Origin of the sequence: Flavobacterium sp. GSA192, assembly GCF_006386525.1 — a bacterium.
Classification (GTDB): Bacteria; Bacteroidota; Bacteroidia; order Flavobacteriales; family Flavobacteriaceae; genus Flavobacterium; species Flavobacterium commune.
In genome coordinates, this window is sequence record NZ_VAHC01000003.1 from 73,431 (window position 1) to 89,922 (window position 16,492).

Annotated in this window: 18 protein-coding genes; 9 read left to right on the top strand and 9 right to left on the bottom strand. The window is 33.5% G+C overall.

Features of this window, described 5'->3' with window-relative positions; translation table 11 throughout:
* Positions 1 to 45 precede the first annotated feature (45 nt).
* The 5 genes from FDM27_RS07170 (at position 46) to FDM27_RS07190 (ending at position 4,120) form a co-directional block, all read left to right on the top strand.
* Positions 46 to 216, top strand: a complete 171-nt coding sequence (locus FDM27_RS07170) for a CcoQ/FixQ family Cbb3-type cytochrome c oxidase assembly chaperone (RefSeq protein WP_140485760.1) — start codon at positions 46 to 48, stop codon at positions 214 to 216.
* Positions 217 to 322: 106 nt separating this feature from the next.
* On the top strand, positions 323 to 1,225 hold the full coding sequence (locus tag FDM27_RS07175; RefSeq protein WP_140485761.1) for a cbb3-type cytochrome c oxidase N-terminal domain-containing protein: 903 nt from the start codon (positions 323 to 325) through the stop codon (positions 1,223 to 1,225).
* Positions 1,226 to 1,316: 91 nt separating this feature from the next.
* Positions 1,317 to 2,735, top strand: coding sequence for a cytochrome c oxidase accessory protein CcoG (ccoG, locus tag FDM27_RS07180; protein WP_140485762.1), 1,419 nt, complete (start codon positions 1,317 to 1,319; stop codon positions 2,733 to 2,735).
* A gap of 134 nt (positions 2,736 to 2,869) precedes the next feature.
* Positions 2,870 to 3,319, top strand: coding sequence for a FixH family protein (locus FDM27_RS07185; protein WP_140486013.1), 450 nt, complete (start codon positions 2,870 to 2,872; stop codon positions 3,317 to 3,319).
* Positions 3,320 to 3,418: 99 nt separating this feature from the next.
* On the top strand, positions 3,419 to 4,120 hold the full coding sequence (locus FDM27_RS07190; RefSeq protein WP_140485763.1) for a sulfite exporter TauE/SafE family protein: 702 nt from the start codon (positions 3,419 to 3,421) through the stop codon (positions 4,118 to 4,120).
* 104 nt (positions 4,121 to 4,224) lie between these two features.
* Here FDM27_RS07190 and FDM27_RS07195 read toward each other — a convergent pair whose 3' ends face one another.
* From FDM27_RS07195 to FDM27_RS07225, 7 genes are all read right to left on the bottom strand, one after another.
* Complete coding sequence (locus FDM27_RS07195; protein WP_140485764.1) at positions 4,225 to 4,965, bottom strand: acyl-[acyl-carrier-protein] thioesterase; 741 nt, start codon at positions 4,963 to 4,965, stop codon at positions 4,225 to 4,227.
* 24 nt (positions 4,966 to 4,989) lie between these two features.
* Positions 4,990 to 5,916, bottom strand: coding sequence for a tRNA (adenosine(37)-N6)-dimethylallyltransferase MiaA (gene miaA / locus FDM27_RS07200; protein WP_140485765.1), 927 nt, complete (start codon positions 5,914 to 5,916; stop codon positions 4,990 to 4,992).
* 1 nt (position 5,917) lies between these two features.
* Positions 5,918 to 6,745, bottom strand: a complete 828-nt coding sequence (locus FDM27_RS07205) for an ion transporter (RefSeq protein ID WP_140485766.1) — start codon at positions 6,743 to 6,745, stop codon at positions 5,918 to 5,920.
* A 12-nt stretch (positions 6,746 to 6,757) separates the two neighbouring features.
* Positions 6,758 to 8,119 (bottom strand): exonuclease domain-containing protein, encoded by a 1,362-nt coding sequence (locus FDM27_RS07210; RefSeq protein WP_071185675.1) that lies wholly within the window; start codon positions 8,117 to 8,119, stop codon positions 6,758 to 6,760.
* 54 nt (positions 8,120 to 8,173) lie between these two features.
* Positions 8,174 to 8,839 (bottom strand): YggS family pyridoxal phosphate-dependent enzyme, encoded by a 666-nt coding sequence (locus FDM27_RS07215; protein ID WP_140485767.1) that lies wholly within the window; start codon positions 8,837 to 8,839, stop codon positions 8,174 to 8,176.
* Positions 8,840 to 8,851: 12 nt separating this feature from the next.
* A complete protein-coding gene (locus tag FDM27_RS07220) occupies positions 8,852 to 9,745 on the bottom strand; it encodes a 3-hydroxyacyl-CoA dehydrogenase family protein (RefSeq protein ID WP_140485768.1) in 894 nt (297 codons plus the stop codon).
* Positions 9,746 to 9,823: 78 nt separating this feature from the next.
* A complete protein-coding gene (locus FDM27_RS07225) occupies positions 9,824 to 10,789 on the bottom strand; it encodes a Gfo/Idh/MocA family protein (protein ID WP_140485769.1) in 966 nt (321 codons plus the stop codon).
* Between the two features lie 122 nt (positions 10,790 to 10,911).
* Here FDM27_RS07225 and FDM27_RS07230 point away from each other — a divergent pair, with 122 nt between their 5' ends.
* Positions 10,912 to 11,553, top strand: a complete 642-nt coding sequence (locus tag FDM27_RS07230) for a protein-L-isoaspartate(D-aspartate) O-methyltransferase (protein WP_071185680.1) — start codon at positions 10,912 to 10,914, stop codon at positions 11,551 to 11,553.
* Positions 11,554 to 11,643: 90 nt separating this feature from the next.
* Here the strand turns inward: FDM27_RS07230 and smpB are convergent, their stop codons facing one another.
* Positions 11,644 to 12,099, bottom strand: a complete 456-nt coding sequence (gene smpB / locus FDM27_RS07235) for an SsrA-binding protein SmpB (protein WP_128195581.1) — start codon at positions 12,097 to 12,099, stop codon at positions 11,644 to 11,646.
* 70 nt (positions 12,100 to 12,169) lie between these two features.
* On the opposite strand from smpB, the gene FDM27_RS07240 reads away from it, so the two are divergent.
* On the top strand, positions 12,170 to 12,397 hold the full coding sequence (locus tag FDM27_RS07240; RefSeq protein ID WP_071185681.1) for a VF530 family DNA-binding protein: 228 nt from the start codon (positions 12,170 to 12,172) through the stop codon (positions 12,395 to 12,397).
* Here the strand turns inward: FDM27_RS07240 and FDM27_RS07245 are convergent.
* On the bottom strand, positions 12,394 to 13,248 hold the full coding sequence (locus FDM27_RS07245) for an aldose 1-epimerase family protein (protein ID WP_140485770.1): 855 nt from the start codon (positions 13,246 to 13,248) through the stop codon (positions 12,394 to 12,396). The two genes, FDM27_RS07240 and FDM27_RS07245, sit on opposite strands and share 4 nt — an antisense overlap.
* Positions 13,249 to 13,373: 125 nt before the next feature.
* Here FDM27_RS07245 and FDM27_RS07250 point away from each other — a divergent pair, with 125 nt between their 5' ends.
* Positions 13,374 to 15,626, top strand: a complete 2,253-nt coding sequence (locus tag FDM27_RS07250) for a M1 family metallopeptidase (RefSeq protein WP_140485771.1) — start codon at positions 13,374 to 13,376, stop codon at positions 15,624 to 15,626.
* 129 nt (positions 15,627 to 15,755) lie between these two features.
* Positions 15,756 to 16,448 (top strand): (d)CMP kinase, encoded by a 693-nt coding sequence (gene cmk / locus FDM27_RS07255; protein ID WP_140485772.1) that lies wholly within the window; start codon positions 15,756 to 15,758, stop codon positions 16,446 to 16,448.
* Positions 16,449 to 16,492: the final 44 nt, after the last annotated feature.

A 16,492-nucleotide genomic window follows, 5' to 3' on the forward strand; every position in this document is an offset into this window, starting at 1 on the left:
CCTAAAACTCTTAGAATTTTTTAAAACCTTTAAAAAATAAAGCAAATGTTTGAGCAAATAAAACACAATATGGAGACTATCGCCGGAGTGTCGATATATCCAATACTATCGCTATTGATTTTCTTTTCTTTTTTTGTAGGATTAGGATTTTGGGTTTTTTTCTATAAAAAAGAAAAAATGGATGAGTTGAGTCAAATTCCTTTTCAGGAAGATTAGTTAATTGAATAGTTAAAATAGTAGTTGTTAATTTCCTGAATCATATTCTTTTGATTAAAAAAAACAATCAAATAGGAAATGAAAAGTGGATTTAAAAATAAGTAAAATGAAAAAAATAATTCCAGCATATCTTAGAGTAATTGTGCTTTTCTTTATCATATTTGGTGCTATAGAATATTTTATTGATTCTGGCGACAGAGCCGCATTTATAAAATTTCCTATTGTTAATGTTATCCTATTGGTTGTTTTAGTGTTGTTGATTGCCATTGAAATTGTTATTAGTGCTGCCGATACAATTGTGTACCAAATTTTGCCGGAGGAAGAAAAAGCAAAATTAGCTGCTGAGGAAAAGTTACCTTTAAAAGAATCGGCATGGTTCAAAGGTTTGATGAATAAATTGACAAGAACCGTTCCTATTGAAAACGAGGCGAGTTTATTATTGAATCACGATTATGACGGAATTAAAGAGTTAGACAATAATTTACCACCTTGGTGGGTGTACTCTTTCTACGCCTGTATTGTTTTTGCGGCTATTTATTTAGTGCGTTTTGAGATTTTAGGAGCCGACAATCAGGAAATGGAATTGAAAAAAGAATTGGCTCAGGCTAAAATTGAAGTGGCTGAGTACATGAAAAACGCTCCTGATTTAATGGATGAAAAAACAGTTACCCAACTGACAGATCCAGCCGATTTGGCTATTGGTAAAACCATTTTCGAAACCAATTGTGCTGCCTGCCATAAAGCTGATGGAGGAGGACAAATTGGACCTAATTTAACCGATAACCGTTGGATTCTGGGAGGCGGAGTTAAAAATATATTTCATACAATTACTAATGGAGGTCGTGACGGAAAAGGGATGATTGCCTGGAAAGGAACTCTGAAACCTAAAGAAATTCAAAAAGTAGCCAGTTACATTTTGTCTTTAAAAGGAAGTAATCCAAAAGATGCCAAAGAAGCTGAAGGAGAAATTTGGGAAGAAGAAAGTTCATCAATAGCCGAAGCAAAATAGTAAAAGTTATTACAAACCATTAAGGTATTAAGAGTTATTATGTGTAAACTTAATACTCTTAACTTTCTTAATGGTTTAAAAAAGATACAAAATGTCAAAGATAGCCAACGAAGCTTTTAGAGATAGCATTGGAACGATTGATAATGAAGGGAAACGGAAATTTATTTACCCTAAAAAACCTTCCGGAAAGTTTTACGACTACCGCAAGTGGGTGAGTTATTTTTTGTTGCTAATTCTTATTGCGAATCCGTTTCTGAAAGTAAATGGAAATCAGTTCATGATGTTCAACATTTTAGAGCGTCGCTTTAATATTTTTGGTTTTCCATTTTGGCCTCAGGATTTTTATCTGGTTGTGCTTTTTATGATTATTGGGGTAGTATTTATTATTCTGTTTACGGTAATCTTTGGACGTATTTTTTGTGGTTGGATTTGTCCGCAAACTATTTTTTTGGAAATGGTCTTTCGAAGAATAGAATATTGGATTGAAGGCGATAGGGGAGCTCAAATGCGATTAGCAAAACAGGAATGGAATACCGAAAAGATTAGAAAAAAAACATTAAAATGGACGGTTTTTTTGATGATTTCTTTCGGAATTGCCAATGTATTTTTAGCCTATTTGATAGGAAGTGATAATCTGATTGAAATAATTGGAGACAATCCTGCTCATCATTTAAAAACCTTGATTTCGTTATTGATTTTTACAGGGATATTCTATTTTATTTTTGTGTGGTTCAGAGAACAGGTTTGTATCATTGCCTGTCCATACGGCAGGTTGCAAGGGGTACTTTTAGATAATAAATCCATTAATGTGGCTTATGATTTTGTTCGAGGCGAAAAAGAAGCCGGCAGAGCAAAATTCAATAAAAAAGAAGACAGGGATTTAAGCGGAAAAGGCGATTGTATTGATTGCCGACAATGTGTAAATGTATGTCCTACCGGTATTGATATTCGTAACGGAACGCAACTGGAATGTGTGAATTGCACCGCTTGTATTGACGAATGTGATACCATTATGGAAAGTGTGGGCTATCCAAAAGGTTTGATTCGTTATGCTTCTGAAGATGAAATAGAGAAAAAAGCAGCTTTTAAATTCACCGCCAGAATGAAAGGCTACACGGCTGTTTTAGTGATTTTGATTGGAATGTTGGTTGGTTTATTGTTTTTGCGTACTGATGTCGAAGCACTTATTTTACGCTTACCGGGACAATTATACCAGCATAAAGGCGAAAATATCAGTAATGTGTTTACTTATAAAATCATCAATAAGACCAACAATGATTTTAATGCGATTCATTTTAAACTAAAGGGTATCAAAGGTGATTTAAAATTGGTTGGAAAACAAAGTTTAAAAGTACCCAAACAAGGTATGAGTAGCGGAACATTATTTGTTGAAATCAATAAATATTTACTTGAAAGTGATAAAACCAAATTAAAAATTGAAGTTTTTGATGGTGATAAAAAAATTGAAAGTACAACAACAAGTTTTTTAAGCCCGAGAACTTTTGATTGATTCCCCTAGCCCTCAAAGGGGGAGGTTTTATAGGGGGAGAAGAATGATATTTTTAATACATAGAAAAGATGAAAAATAACAATTTAAAAGATTTTAATACTTCTGAGGGAGTTTCTCCTTTGGGGGTTAGGGGGATTAGGATCAATTGGGGAACAGGATTAGTGATTGCGATAGCATTGTTTATGAGTTTTATACTGTATTTTGTGATTAAAGTGCAATCGAATTCTAAGTATGACAACGAGTTGGTTGTGGAAGAATATTACAAACACGATGCCCGCTTTCAGGAAGAAATGGAACGCATTCAAAATGCTCAGGATTTAAAGCAAAAACCCATTATAAAATACACCAGCGAAGGAATTACAATCGTTTTTCCGGAATCGTTTGCCTCAGATAAAATTACAGGAACAGTGTCCCTTTACCGACCGTCTAACAAAAAATTAGATTTCGATACTCCGATTTCGTTGTCTAATCCAACTTTGCTCATACCTAAATCAAAATTGGTAGGCGGTCAATGGGGCATTAATATGGAATGGCAATACGATGGGAAAAAGTATTTGACCAAAGAGCCTATTTATATTCAGTAAATTGAGTTGTCGGTTGTGGGTTGTCAGTTATAGGAATAAAATTTCCATCTTCCGTCTTCTAACTTCCCACTTCTAACTTCCCACTTCTAACTTCAAATAATGCTTTACACCGCTTTGATATTCGGACTCATAAGTAGTTTTCACTGCATCGGAATGTGCGGTGCTATTGCTATGATGTTGCCTGTGGATAGAAGCAATCTGGCAAAAAAAGTAAGCCAGATTATCACTTATCATTTAGGACGAATAACAGCTTATGCTACAATTGGGTTTGTTTTTGGTTTGCTGGGTAAAGGTTTTTTTATGGCAGGAATACAACAAAAATTATCGATTTTAATTGGGATTTTGATGATTATAGCCATTGTGATTCCCGAAAAAACGTTTGCACAATATAATTTTTCAAAACCCGTATTTAGACTGATTTCTAAGTTAAAACAAGTTTTAGGGAATCAGTTTAAAAAGAAGTCCTATCAATCGCTTTTTACCATTGGTTTATTAAACGGATTTTTACCCTGCGGAATGGTTTATGTAGCATTATTTGGTGCTATTGCTATGCAAAGTGTTAGTTTAGGAGTTGTTTACATGGTTTTATTTGGTTTAGGAACCATTCCGTTAATGAGTACCGTGGTGTATATTAATTCTTTTTTGACGGTTACTATGCGTAATAAAATCCAAAAAATAATTCCTTATGTAGTAGTTTTAATAGGAGTGTTGTTTATTCTGAGAGGTTTAGGATTAGGAATCCCTTATGTATCACCCGCTACTATGAGTTTGTTTGTTCAGGCAAGTCCTAATTGTCATTAGGAGATTTTTTTAGTTTAATAATAGTTTTTTGATGAAGAAAAGCTGCTTACGGATTTTGTGAAGCAGCTTTTTATTTTGTTGAGAATCGAGAAATAAAATCAATTTTATTTCAAATTCAATTGCAAAGCAAAACAGTTTTTATCTTCTTTGGTGATGCTAAAAACAATAACATCGTCTGAAACATTCTCGTGAATCATCACTTCGTCACGCAGCGAAAGTTCCTTCATGAAATTCATTTCGAAGCTTTTTATTTTTTGTTTCAAAATGATATTTTCATCCACTAAATCCATACACCATTCCAGATATTTAACGTTATTGACATGATTGACTATATCTAAATCGGATAGAATAACGGTTTTACTGAAAATTTCTTCTTTTTCGGGATTGATGTCAATTTTTGAAAAACCTTCCTGAGTAGCTTTTACATCCGGGAATAATTCAAAATGATCGTGGGCTAAAGTCAGCAATTCGGGACGACGACTTTTAGTATTAAAAACGGCCCAGAAAGTTTCGCATCCAATAATTTTTTCACCATTAACGTACATTTCCAAAGCACGAACCGAGCGGGAATTTTCTAAACTGTTGATCCATGTTTTTACTGTTACGGTATCTTTCCATTGAGGCAAAGCACTGATTTCTACACGCATTCTGCTCAAAACCCAGGCTTGATCATATTCCTGCATATCCGTAAAGCTAATGCCGCCCATTTCAGCGTGTTCAGCTGCGGTAAGTTGCAATAAATTACATAATTCGGTGTATTTTAAACACCCTGAAGGCAAACATTGAGTGAAATTGATTTCGAAGTCTTTACTTATAACGGAAGTAAAATTAACAGCTACTGGCATTTGATATTGTTTGGAGTTTGTTGTTTAAGGTTTTTGGGAATAACTTTCAATATAATCAATTATTTTTTGAGTTGGCGTTTCAAAGTGAAACCATTTGGTGTTTTCATCACGTTTGAACCAGGTTAGTTGACGCTTAGCAAAACGACGGGTGTTTTTCTTGATTTCTTCGATAGCAAATTCCAAAGTGAATTCTTTGTCAAAGTAACTAAATAATTCACGGTAACCCACCGTTTGTAAAGCATTTAACTCTTTGTTGGGATACAAATTCTTAGCTTCCTGAAGTAAACCTTCATTCATCATAATGTCAACTCTTTGGTTAATGCGATTGTACATCACATTTCTTTCGGCTTCTAAGCCAATAAGAATAGGAGTGAAGCTTCTTTCGTTTTTCTTTTGGTTTAAAAAAGAAGAATAAGCTTTTCCTGTACCAATGCAAACTTCTACAAATCGCATCATGCGTTGCGGATTGAGTAGGGTTTGCGGGTTTTCAATAGTAATTTTTTCGAAATAATCGGGATCTTGTTTTTTGAGTTCGCTTTGTAAATAACCAATGCCTAACTTTTCATAGTTAGCATTGACTTCCTCACGGATAGCCGAATCAATTTCAGGAAAATCATCAAAACCTTTCAAAACAGCATTGACATACAAACCTGATCCGCCTACTAGAACCACATAATCATTGGTTTTAAACAATTTTTCAATGGTCGCAATCGCTTCTTTTTCGAAATCGCCTACGGTATAATTTTCAAAAATAGATTTGTTTTGGATAAAATGATGCGGGGCAGCAGCCAATTCTTTAGCATTTGGAACAGCAGTCCCGATAGTCATTTCCTTAAAAAACTGACGACTGTCGCAAGAAACAATTTCGCAATTATAATGATTGGCTAATTGAATGCTCAAAGCAGTTTTCCCTATGGCTGTAGGTCCAATTATGGTAATTAGGTGTTTCATTTTAAATATTTTCTAGAGAATGACCACATTGAGGACAAAATTTAGCATTGGAAGGATAATTAGTGTTGTCACAATTAATACAGGGATTTTGCATCTCTTTATTATAGCTAATTTTACTTATTTCGGCCGATACAATTCCTGTAGGAACAGCAATAATACCATAACCCATAATCATTACAAATGATGCAATAATCTGACCTAAGGGTGTTTGTGGGGAAATATCGCCATAGCCTACTGTTGTCAGGGTTACTATTGTCCAGTAAATACTCATTGGGATACTCGTAAAACCATTTTCTTTTCCTTCAACCAGGTACATTATTGAGCCAATAATTATGCTGCTAATAAGTACAAAATAAATAAAAACAACAATTTTTCCGCGACTGGCAATAAGAGCCCTTCTTAGTTTGTTAGAATGATTCGTAAAATGTGGGTTGTTCAAAATTTTAAACAAACGCAATAATCGCAGTGCCCGTATAACTGTTAAGATATTATAACCTGTAAGAAACAGTGAGAGATACATGGGCAAAATGGCCAGCAAATCGATAATACCATAAAAACTAAAAATATACCTAATGGGTCTGTTGATACATAGAATTCGAAGTAAGTATTCGATGGTAAAAAATACGGTAATAATCCATTCAAGTGTAATTAAGTAGGAATGATATTTTTGATCAAATTCGGCTACTGTTTCCATCATTACCAAGAGTACACACATAAGAATAACTCCTAACAGTATTAAATCAAACAACCTTCCTGCTCTGGTGTTAGTGTGATAAATTATGATATAGACTTTTTTTCTAAACTCAGAATACATTGATGAGAACCCCATATTGCCGAAAATTTAAAAATGAATAATTTTTATGCCTTTGTTTTTTCTAATGTATGATTGAATAATTCGTTGAATATCCCGATTACTATCCATAGGGATTAGTATGTTTTTCAGTATGTTGGCATTGGTAATTTGATAATTCAAATCATAAAAAGCATAGCCTTTATAAACTCCGTTTTCAACTAAAACAGCACTTCGTTCGTTAATATTCCTACCTCTTCCAATGATAATCATACTTTTATTTTCAAAAGTATAATTACTAATGAAATTTTGCACACGCTCATTGTATATTTCCGGTGAAACTATATTGATGCAGGCACCGTCACATTCTTTTATATTGTATTGAAAGCATTCTTTTTTGGATTCATACAATCCGTTTAACTTTTGGCATAACTTATATTTTTCGGTAATATTAAACAAGAAACTTTTTCCTTCCTGCAACGAGGCAAAGGAGGTTATTTCTTTCTTACGACCATCTGTTTTTTGTAATTTTAGACTTAGATAACCATTTGAACTGTTTTCTAAATAAAGCGCATAAATAAAAATATTTTTGCGTTGAGCCCTGTTTAAAATTGGTTTGTTGACTTTTATTTCCTGACTTTCTTTTAATAAAGCAATCAGTTCACTACCGGTTTCTTCAAAATTAACAGCGAAAACTTCATTTTGAATACGCTTGCTTTTATTGGTGATTCCTGTAAAATGCTGATTGACTCTTTTTTTGATATTATTGCTTTTGCCAATATAAATGATGTTTCCACTTTGATTATGAATGTAATAAACACCGGTTTTTGTGGGTAATTCTCGTAAAATATCAAGTAGTTTAGGAGCAATTCCTTTTTCGACCTCAATTTTTATAAAATCCTTTACGATTGTTTTTTCAAGATCTTTTTCCAGTAACATTTTGAATAGTTTTACAGTTGCCATCGCATCACCACTGGCACGATGTCTGTCGGCCATTGGAATTCCTAGGGCGCGAACTAATTTTCCTAAACTATGTGAATTTTGTTCTGGTAATAATTTTTTAGATAATTCAACGGTACAAAGGGTTTTTGTGTTGAAATCGTATCCTAAACGACGAAATTCTGTTCTTAGAATTCGATAATCAAAATCGGCATTGTGAGCCACTAAAATACAATCATCGGTAATTTCAATAATGCGTTTTGCAACCTCATAAAATTTAGGAGCCGAACGCAACATAGCATTGTTAATCCCGGTTAATTTTACCACAAAAGGCTGAATTGGAATTTCAGGATTTACTAAACTGATGAATTGATCTACAATTTGATGACCGTCAAATTTATAAATAGCAATTTCTGTAATACCCTCTTCATTAAACTGTCCTCCAGTAGTTTCTATGTCTAATATTGCGTACAAAATAAGTCTTCAGTTTGTATTTTATAGTTAGTTGTTTGTGGTTTTTGCACTAAATTATCTGCCTCCAAAGATACTACTTCCTACCCGAATCATCGTACTGCCGCATTCAATGGCTAATTTGTAATCGCCCGACATTCCCATTGAAAGAGATTTCAGATTGCAGATTTCAGATTTCAGATTTTGATTAGCATCAAAAATGGATTTTAGATGCAAGAATTCTTTTTTGATTTGCTCTTGATTGTCCGTAAAAGTTGCCATTCCCATTAAACCCACAATTCTGATGTTTTTATAAATTTCTTTATTTTGTGTAATAAAACGAATAATGTCATTTAATTCTTTTTCATCCAAACCAAATTTGGTTTCTTCTTCTGCAATATGTATTTGTAGTAAACAATCAATTACACGATTGTGTTTTTGAGCTTGTCTGTTAATCTCATGCAATAATTTCAAGCTATCCACGCCATGAATCAAACTCACATATTCTGCCATAAATTTTACTTTATTGGTTTGAACGTGACCTATCATGTGCCATTGAATGTCTTTGGGCATTTGTTCCCATTTTTCGGTCATTTCCTGGATTTTGTTTTCACCAAAAATCCTTTGACCTGCATTATAAGCTTCCATTAAATCAGTAACGGGTTTGGTTTTAGAAACCGCTACCAGCGTTACGTGTTCAGGCAAATTGTTTTTTATAGACAGTAAATTTTCTGCAATTGACATTGTTGTAATTTTTTAATTCTGCTGAAATTGTTTCGAAACCTTCTCTGCTTTTTTATTTTCGCTATAATCATAAAATCCTTCTCCTGATTTTATACCTAATTTTTTAGCATTGACCATATTCACTAAAAGTGGACAAGGAGCGTATTTTGGATTTTTAAATCCATCATACATCACATTTAATATTGACAAGCAAACATCAAGCCCAATAAAATCAGCTAATTGTAAAGGACCCATTGGGTGTCCCATTCCTAATTTCATCACGCTGTCAATTTCGCTTACTCCAGCTACTTTGTTGTATAAAGTTTCGATAGCTTCATTAATCATAGGCATCAAAATTCTATTGGCAACAAAACCGGGATAATCATGAGATTCTACAGCTGTTTTTCCTAATTTGGATGCTAGTGTAGTTATGAATTGGGTTACTTCATCGCTGGTGTTGTAACCACGAATGACTTCTACCAAAGGCATTAGGGGAACAGGATTCATAAAATGCATTCCAATAACCCGTTCCGGATGAGCAACAACTGATGCAATTTGAGTAATAGAAATAGAAGAGGTATTAGTTGCAAAAACAGTGTTGTGAGAACAATATTCGTTTAGTTTTTTGAATATTCTGAGTTTTAAATCCAGTTTTTCAGTTGCGGCTTCAATTACTAAATCAGCGCCTACAACACCATCTTCAATATCAGTATAACAAATAATGTTCGAAACGGTTTTCATTTTTTCTTCGGCAGTAATGCTTCCTTTGTTTTGCATTCTGTCCAAATTGGTAAAAATAGTGGTCATTCCTTTTTCCAAAGCTTCTTCGGAAACATCAATCATTTTTACGGTAAAACCATTTTGGGCAAAAGTATGGGCGATTCCGTTACCCATAGTTCCTGCGCCTATTATTGCTACTATTTTCATTTAGTATTGATTTATATTTAAAAAATAAAAGTTACGAAACGTAACTTTTAAATTGTAATCTTTATATAAAATTTTTATTTATTTCTTAAAACAAGCTATAATTTGGTGGGCCACTCGCAATGCTTCAGTTGCCTGATCTAAGGTTACAATTGGAGTTGTATTAGTATTGATTGCATCTGCAAATGTTTCCAGTTCGTCTAAGATGGCGTTGTTTTGTTGCACTTCAGGATTCGAAAAATAGATTTGTTTTTTTACTCCTTCGGCATTTTGCAAAATCATATCAAAATCGCCGGGAACTTCAGGAGCATCTTTCATTTTTACCACCTCACATTTTTTTTCTAAAAAGTCAACAGAGATGTAAGCATCTTTTTGAAAGAAACGTGTTTTGCGCATGTTTTTCATCGAAATTCGGCTTGCTGTTAGATTGGCAACACAGCCATTTTCAAATTCGATTCGGGCATTAGCAATATCAGGAGTGTCACTGATAACTGAAACACCGCTGGCGCTGATGTTTTTTACCTTCGAATTGACAACACTTAAAATAACATCAATATCGTGAATCATTAAGTCCAATACCACAGGAACATCTGTTCCACGCGGATTGAATTCGGCCAAACGATGGGTTTCTATAAACATCGGATTTTCGACCATATTTTTAGTGGCAATAAAAGCAGGATTAAAACGCTCTACGTGTCCTACCTGACCCTTAACATTGTATTCATTAGCCAAAGCGATAATTTCTTCGGCTTCTTCAATGGTATTTGAAATGGGTTTTTCGATAAAAACGTGTTTCCCTGATTTGATGGCTGCTCTGGCACATTTATAGTGCGAAAGGGTAGGAGTTACAATGTCAATTACGTCAACAGCGTGAATTAATTTGGCAATGGTATTGAAGTTGGTGTATCCAAATTCTTTTGAAATTTTTTGAGCGTATTCCTGATTTTCATCATAAAAACCAACTAATTCATATTTTTCAGATTGTTGTAATAAACGCAAATGAATTTTTCCCAGATGCCCGGCACCTAAAACCCCTACTTTTAGCATGATAATGTATTTTTAACAAAAGTAGGAAATTCAAATTAAAATATAGAAAAATTGATTTGGATTTTGGATGTTGCTTTTTGGATTTTTTACTGTTATTTTTACAAAAAATTAAACCCTAAACTTTGAAAGACACAGCCAAACATCAAGGACTTCGCAATCAATTAGTAAGCACTTTACAACAAAAAGGAATTACTGATTTACGTGTGCTTGATGCGATAAAAAAAATCCCAAGACACCTTTTTTTAAACTCCAGTTTTGAAGATTATGCTTATCAGGATAAGGCATTTCCTATTGGTGCAGGGCAAACTATTTCGCAACCCTATACGGTAGCTTTTCAATCTCAGTTGTTAGAGATAAAGAAAGATCATAAGGTTCTGGAAATAGGAACAGGTTCGGGGTATCAAACCGCTGTTTTGTGTATGATGGGAGCAAAAGTGTATAGTATTGAGAGACAAAATGAGTTGTTTAAGCAAACGTCAGCTTTATTGCCAAAATTAGGAATTAGGCCTAAACACCTTACTTTTGGTGATGGTTATAAAGGTTTACCAACGTATGGCCCTTTTGATAGTATTATTGTTACTGCAGGTGCGCCAATTATACCAAAGCCATTAATGGCACAACTTAAAATAGGAGGAAGACTCGTAATTCCATTAGGAGAAGAAATCCAAATAATGACTTTGCTTATTCGAAAAAATGAAACACAATTTGAAAAACACGAATTAGGCGAATTTCGATTTGTTCCTTTATTAGAAGATAAAAATTAAAAAAGTTAAACACAGATTTTACAAATTCACACGAAATTCGATATGTTTTAATTACACGAATTCGTGTGGCTAAAAAAAAATGTGAATGTTTTAATTAAAAGCTTTTTTTATTCTGTCCAAATCACGTTTGGTATCCTGTTCTTTAAGAGATTCGCGTTTGTCATAGTTTTTCTTTCCTTTACAAAGTCCTATTTCTAGTTTTGCAATTCCTTTTTCGTTAGTAAACAATCGCAAAGGAATTATAGTTAAACCTTTAGCTTGAACACTTCGGGCAAGACTTTTTAATTCACGTTTGTTTAAAAGCAGTTTTCTTTCGCTTCTGGATTTGTGGTTGAATTGGTTTCCAAAAGCATATTCTTCTATGTAAGTGTTGATAGCAAAGAGTTCAGTACCGTTAAATTCGCAAAAGCTTTCGGTAATATTCGCCTTACCTAAACGAATGGATTTGATTTCAGTTCCTGCTAAAACAATTCCAGCAGTGAATTTTTCGATTATTTCATAATCAAATCGGGCTCTTTTATTGAGTATGTTGACAGTTTTAAGCATAGGATTGCAAATGTAGGAACAATTACTAAAATTCCACAATTTTTTAATGAAATTGATATAAATTTGCTTCATGGAAAAACAAACTTCAAACGACCCGCTTCACGGAATGACTTTAAAAGTAATACTGGAAAAATTAGTTGATTTTTATGGTTTTGATACTTTAAGCGAATTGATAAAAATTAAATGTTTTACTGAAAATCCAAGTATAAAATCAAGTTTGACTTTTTTAAGAAAAACCGATTGGGCCAGAAAAAAAGTGGAGGAATTGTATGTTAAATCGTTGCCAAAATTAGGTTAGATTATTTCAATTGTAAATTTCGAATCAAAAACTTCATTCCGTTCTAAAATTTGAATACCTTCTTTTTTAAAAAGATTTCCTGTAGATTTATTGGTATCTGAATAGCCATACCATGGTTCGATACAAAGAAAAGGGGCATCTTTTTTAGTCCAGATCCCCAGATTAGGAAATCCTTGAAAATCAACTCTTAGAAAGGGAATTTCATTGTTTGAAATTGTTAATTTTTTGGATTCTAAATTTTTAAATATCAATGCATCATTTTCAAATAATGGATAGTTTAGTTTGACTAAGTTGTCTTGTTTTTCTAGAGTTTCAGTTGCTGATGAAATCAAATCGTTTTCCAATAAATGATAAATTAACGGTTCTTCTTTTTCGAATTCCAATTCATAATCTTCAAAATTCCCGTTTAAAGCAAAAGCTGGATGAGCACCAATGGAAAAGGGTAATTGCGATTGATTTTTATTGATTACTTTGTATTGAATATTTAGTTTATAGTCTTCTAGTGTGTAGATTATTTGCAATTCAAATTCAAAAGGATAGACTTTTAAAGTTTCAGCTGAGGATTGAATTGAAAAAGTAGCACTATTTTCGGTTTTATCTATTAATTCGAAATTCATATCTCTGGCAAAACCATGTCTTGAAAGAGTGTAATCTTGATTATTGAGAATGTAGCTATTGTTCTTAAGTGTTCCAACAATTGGAAACAAAACAGGAGAATGTTTGCCCCAAAAATCAGGATTTCCTTCCCAGATGTATTCTGTTTTAGTATTATTAGCTTGTAAGGAAAATAATTCAGCTCCTTTATGATTGATTTTAGCAGTAAGCTTTGTGTTTGAAATAGTAGTTGTCAAAATGCGATTGATTTTTTATAAAAATTTAATTTTGATAAAGATATTTCATAAAATTTAATTAAAGCCTAGGTTTTATATTAAAAGTGAGTGATTTTTTTTATTAATTTGTTTCAAATTGGAAAAATATGAAAAACATTCGATTCGGTGCTATCTTTCAAATAGCAATATTCTTAGGAGTTTCGGCTTTAAATGCTCAGGAAACTTCGGTTGTAAAACCAACTTCTAATTATAATTACCACGATGCCTTTGCACCTTTTTTTTATACAAAAAACGGAACTGCAACACGTTCGGCTAGTGGTCAGCCTGGTGCTGAATACTGGCAAAACCGTGCCGATTATAAACTCACTGCAAGCTTAAATGAGCAAACTAACGAAATTGTGGGTACTGATATTATTACTTATACCAATAATAGTACAGATGCGTTGTCATTTTTGTGGTTGAATTTAGATCAAAATTTATTTAAAGCAGATTCCAGAGGTGAAGCAATAGTTCCTATCACGGGAAGTAGAAACGGAAAGCAAGGACAAATTTTTGATGGCGGTCATAAAATTAAATCGGTTAAAATTATTAAGATAGATAATAAGAAGATTGCCGATATTGAAGCTAAATACATTATTAGCGATACCCGAATGCAGTTATTTCTTCCTGAAACCTTAAAATCAAAAGGAGGGAAAATTGAATTCAAGATTGAGTTTTCGTATATTTCTCCAGATCAGGGTTCAGATAGAACAGGTGTTTTAGAAACTAAAAACGGCAAAATTTTCACTATTGCGCAGTGGTATCCGCGTATGTGTGTGTATGATGATGTAAGAGGCTGGAATACACAACCCTATTTAGGAGCTTCAGAATTTTATTTGGAATATGGCGATTTTGATATTGCTATTACTGCACCTGCTAATCATATTGTGGTTTGTTCGGGTGAATTGATGAATCCTAAAGAAGTATATTCGGCAGAGGCTTTTAAGCGTTTTAATGAGGCTAAAAATAGTGATAAAACGGTTGTGATTTATTCACTTCAGGATATTTTAACGGCTAAAAGCTCAGCAAATTCGACTACTAAAACCTGGCGTTATAAAATGATTAATTCCCGTGATGTTTCCTGGGCTTCTTCGCCGGCTTTTATCTTAGATGGAGCTCAGATTAAACTACCAAGCGGAAAAAAATCATTAGCCTTATCGGCCTATCCTGAAGAAAGTGCAGGCAATGAAGCCTGGGGACGTTCGACAGAGTATGTCAAACATTCGATAGAAAATTATTCAAAAAGATGGTTGGAATACAGTTATCCAGCTGCTACAAATGTAGCCGGAAATGAAGGCGGAATGGAATACCCCGGAATTGTTTTTTGCAATTGGAAATCTAAAGGGAAAAGACTTTGGGGGGTTACCGATCATGAGTTTGGACATCACTGGTTTCCTATGGTAGTGGGGTCAAACGAACGTTTGTTTGGCTGGATGGATGAAGGTTTTAATACTTTTATTAATTCGCTGAGTGATATTGATTTTAATAATGGCGAATACAAAGACGAAAAAGAAAACCTGCACGAAACGGGTCACACAAATATTGATTTAGAACCCATTTTGACTTCGCCTGATAATATGAAAGAAGCGCATATAGGTCAATTGTGTTATTCAAAACCAAGTGCGGGATTGGTTATTTTGCGCGAACAGGTTTTAGGTCCAGAGCGTTTTGATCTGGCTTTAAAAACTTATGTTGAGCGTTGGGCATATAAACATCCTACTCCGGATGATTTTTTCAGAACCATCGAAAATGTAGGAGGTGAGGATTTGGGTTGGTTTTGGAGAGGATGGTTTCAGTACAATTGGCGTTTTGATCAGGGTGTAAATTCGATAAAATATGTAAAAAATGATCCTAAAAAAGGTGTTTTTATTACTATCGAAAATTTCGAAAAAATGCCAATGCCGGTTGTATTAGATGTGAAATTGAAAAGTGGAAAAACAGACCGAGTAAAATTACCAGTTGAAGTATGGCAAAAAAATGTAAGTTGGACTTTTAAACATCCTTCAACAGAAGAAATTGAGAGTATAACAATCGACCCGGATCACGCTTTTCCGGATAGCAATGCAATAAATAATGTTTGGATTGCCGACAAAGGTGTGATTGAAAAAGATGTGGTTTATGATGCTTATTTAGGTACTTTTTCTAATTCAAGAATGCCACTTAAAATTGTTGTAAGTGAAAAGAATATGCTCTTAAATGTTGAAATTACAGATTATCCTCCGTTTTCAGTTGATATTATTGGGAAAGACGAATTTGAATCCAAACGTGCCGGTTTGAAATTCAAGTACAATGCAGATCAAACAGGATTTGATATGATTTTGACTGATGGAAGAGTAATTCCTTTTACAAAAGACAAGTAAATAAAATAAGAACATTTTTTTTCAAACGGCTATTGATTTTTCGATAGCCGTTTTTTTGGGTATTACACTTAAAAAAATGTACTTTTATTGCTTTTTAAACCCGAATTATTAATTCTCAAAAACTTCATTTTGGATAAAAAGATTACAATTGCAATTGATGGATTTTCCTCTACAGGAAAAAGTACTTTGGCTAAACAACTGGCTAAAGAATTAGGTTATGTGTATGTTGATACCGGAGCCATGTACCGCGCCATTGCTTTTTTTTCGATGCAAAATAATTATATAAAAACTGATTTTTTGGATAAAGAAGGCTTGATAAATCATCTTTCAACAATTCGTTTGGAGTTTAAATTCAATCCTGATTTGGGTTTTGCCGAAATGTATTTGAATGATGAAAATGTAGAAAGACAAATCAGGACTATTGAGGTGTCTAATTTTGTAAGTAAAGTGGCTGAAATTCCTGAAGTTCGTGCAAAATTAGTTCAGCAGCAACAGGAAATGGGAAAAAATAAAGCTGTTGTAATGGATGGCAGAGACATTGGAACTGTTGTTTTTCCTGATGCCGAACTCAAAATTTTTATGACTGCCAGTGCTCAAACCCGAGCTCAGAGACGCTTTGACGAATTGATTCAAAAAGGAGATTCGGTAACATTTCAAGAAGTGCTTAAAAATGTAGAAGAGCGTGATTATATTGATACACACCGAAGCAATTCACCATTAGTGAAAGCTACAGATGCTATTGAAATCGATAATTCTAATCTAAATCGGGAAGAACAATTTAATTTGGTTTTAGATTTGGTTAACAAAAAACGCTCGTTTTGAATTGACAAAACGAGCATTTTTTGAAATATTGAACCATTTAAATC

Excerpts from the sequence above, each read along its gene's own strand:
- smpB (WP_128195581.1), bottom strand. The coding sequence starts at position 12,099 with ATGCTTAAAACTGTCAACATACTCAATAAAAGAGCCCGATTTGATTAT.
- FDM27_RS07225 (WP_140485769.1), bottom strand. The coding sequence starts at position 10,789 with ATGCTAAAAGTAGGGGTTTTAGGTGCCGGGCATCTGGGAAAAATTCAT.
- FDM27_RS07215 (WP_140485767.1), bottom strand. The coding sequence starts at position 8,839 with ATGTCAATTGCAGAAAATTTACTGTCTATAAAAAACAATTTGCCTGAA.
- FDM27_RS07250 (WP_140485771.1), top strand. The coding sequence starts at position 13,374 with ATGAAAAACATTCGATTCGGTGCTATCTTTCAAATAGCAATATTCTTA.
- FDM27_RS07175 (WP_140485761.1), top strand. The coding sequence starts at position 323 with ATGAAAAAAATAATTCCAGCATATCTTAGAGTAATTGTGCTTTTCTTT.
- FDM27_RS07220 (WP_140485768.1), bottom strand. The coding sequence starts at position 9,745 with ATGAAAATAGTAGCAATAATAGGCGCAGGAACTATGGGTAACGGAATC.
- FDM27_RS07190 (WP_140485763.1), top strand. The coding sequence starts at position 3,419 with ATGCTTTACACCGCTTTGATATTCGGACTCATAAGTAGTTTTCACTGC.
- FDM27_RS07170 (WP_140485760.1), top strand. The coding sequence starts at position 46 with ATGTTTGAGCAAATAAAACACAATATGGAGACTATCGCCGGAGTGTCG.
- ccoG (WP_140485762.1), top strand. The coding sequence starts at position 1,317 with ATGTCAAAGATAGCCAACGAAGCTTTTAGAGATAGCATTGGAACGATT.
- FDM27_RS07195 (WP_140485764.1), bottom strand. The coding sequence starts at position 4,965 with ATGCCAGTAGCTGTTAATTTTACTTCCGTTATAAGTAAAGACTTCGAA.
- FDM27_RS07205 (WP_140485766.1), bottom strand. The coding sequence starts at position 6,745 with ATGGGGTTCTCATCAATGTATTCTGAGTTTAGAAAAAAAGTCTATATC.
- FDM27_RS07240 (WP_071185681.1), top strand. The coding sequence starts at position 12,170 with ATGGAAAAACAAACTTCAAACGACCCGCTTCACGGAATGACTTTAAAA.
- miaA (WP_140485765.1), bottom strand. The coding sequence starts at position 5,916 with ATGAAACACCTAATTACCATAATTGGACCTACAGCCATAGGGAAAACT.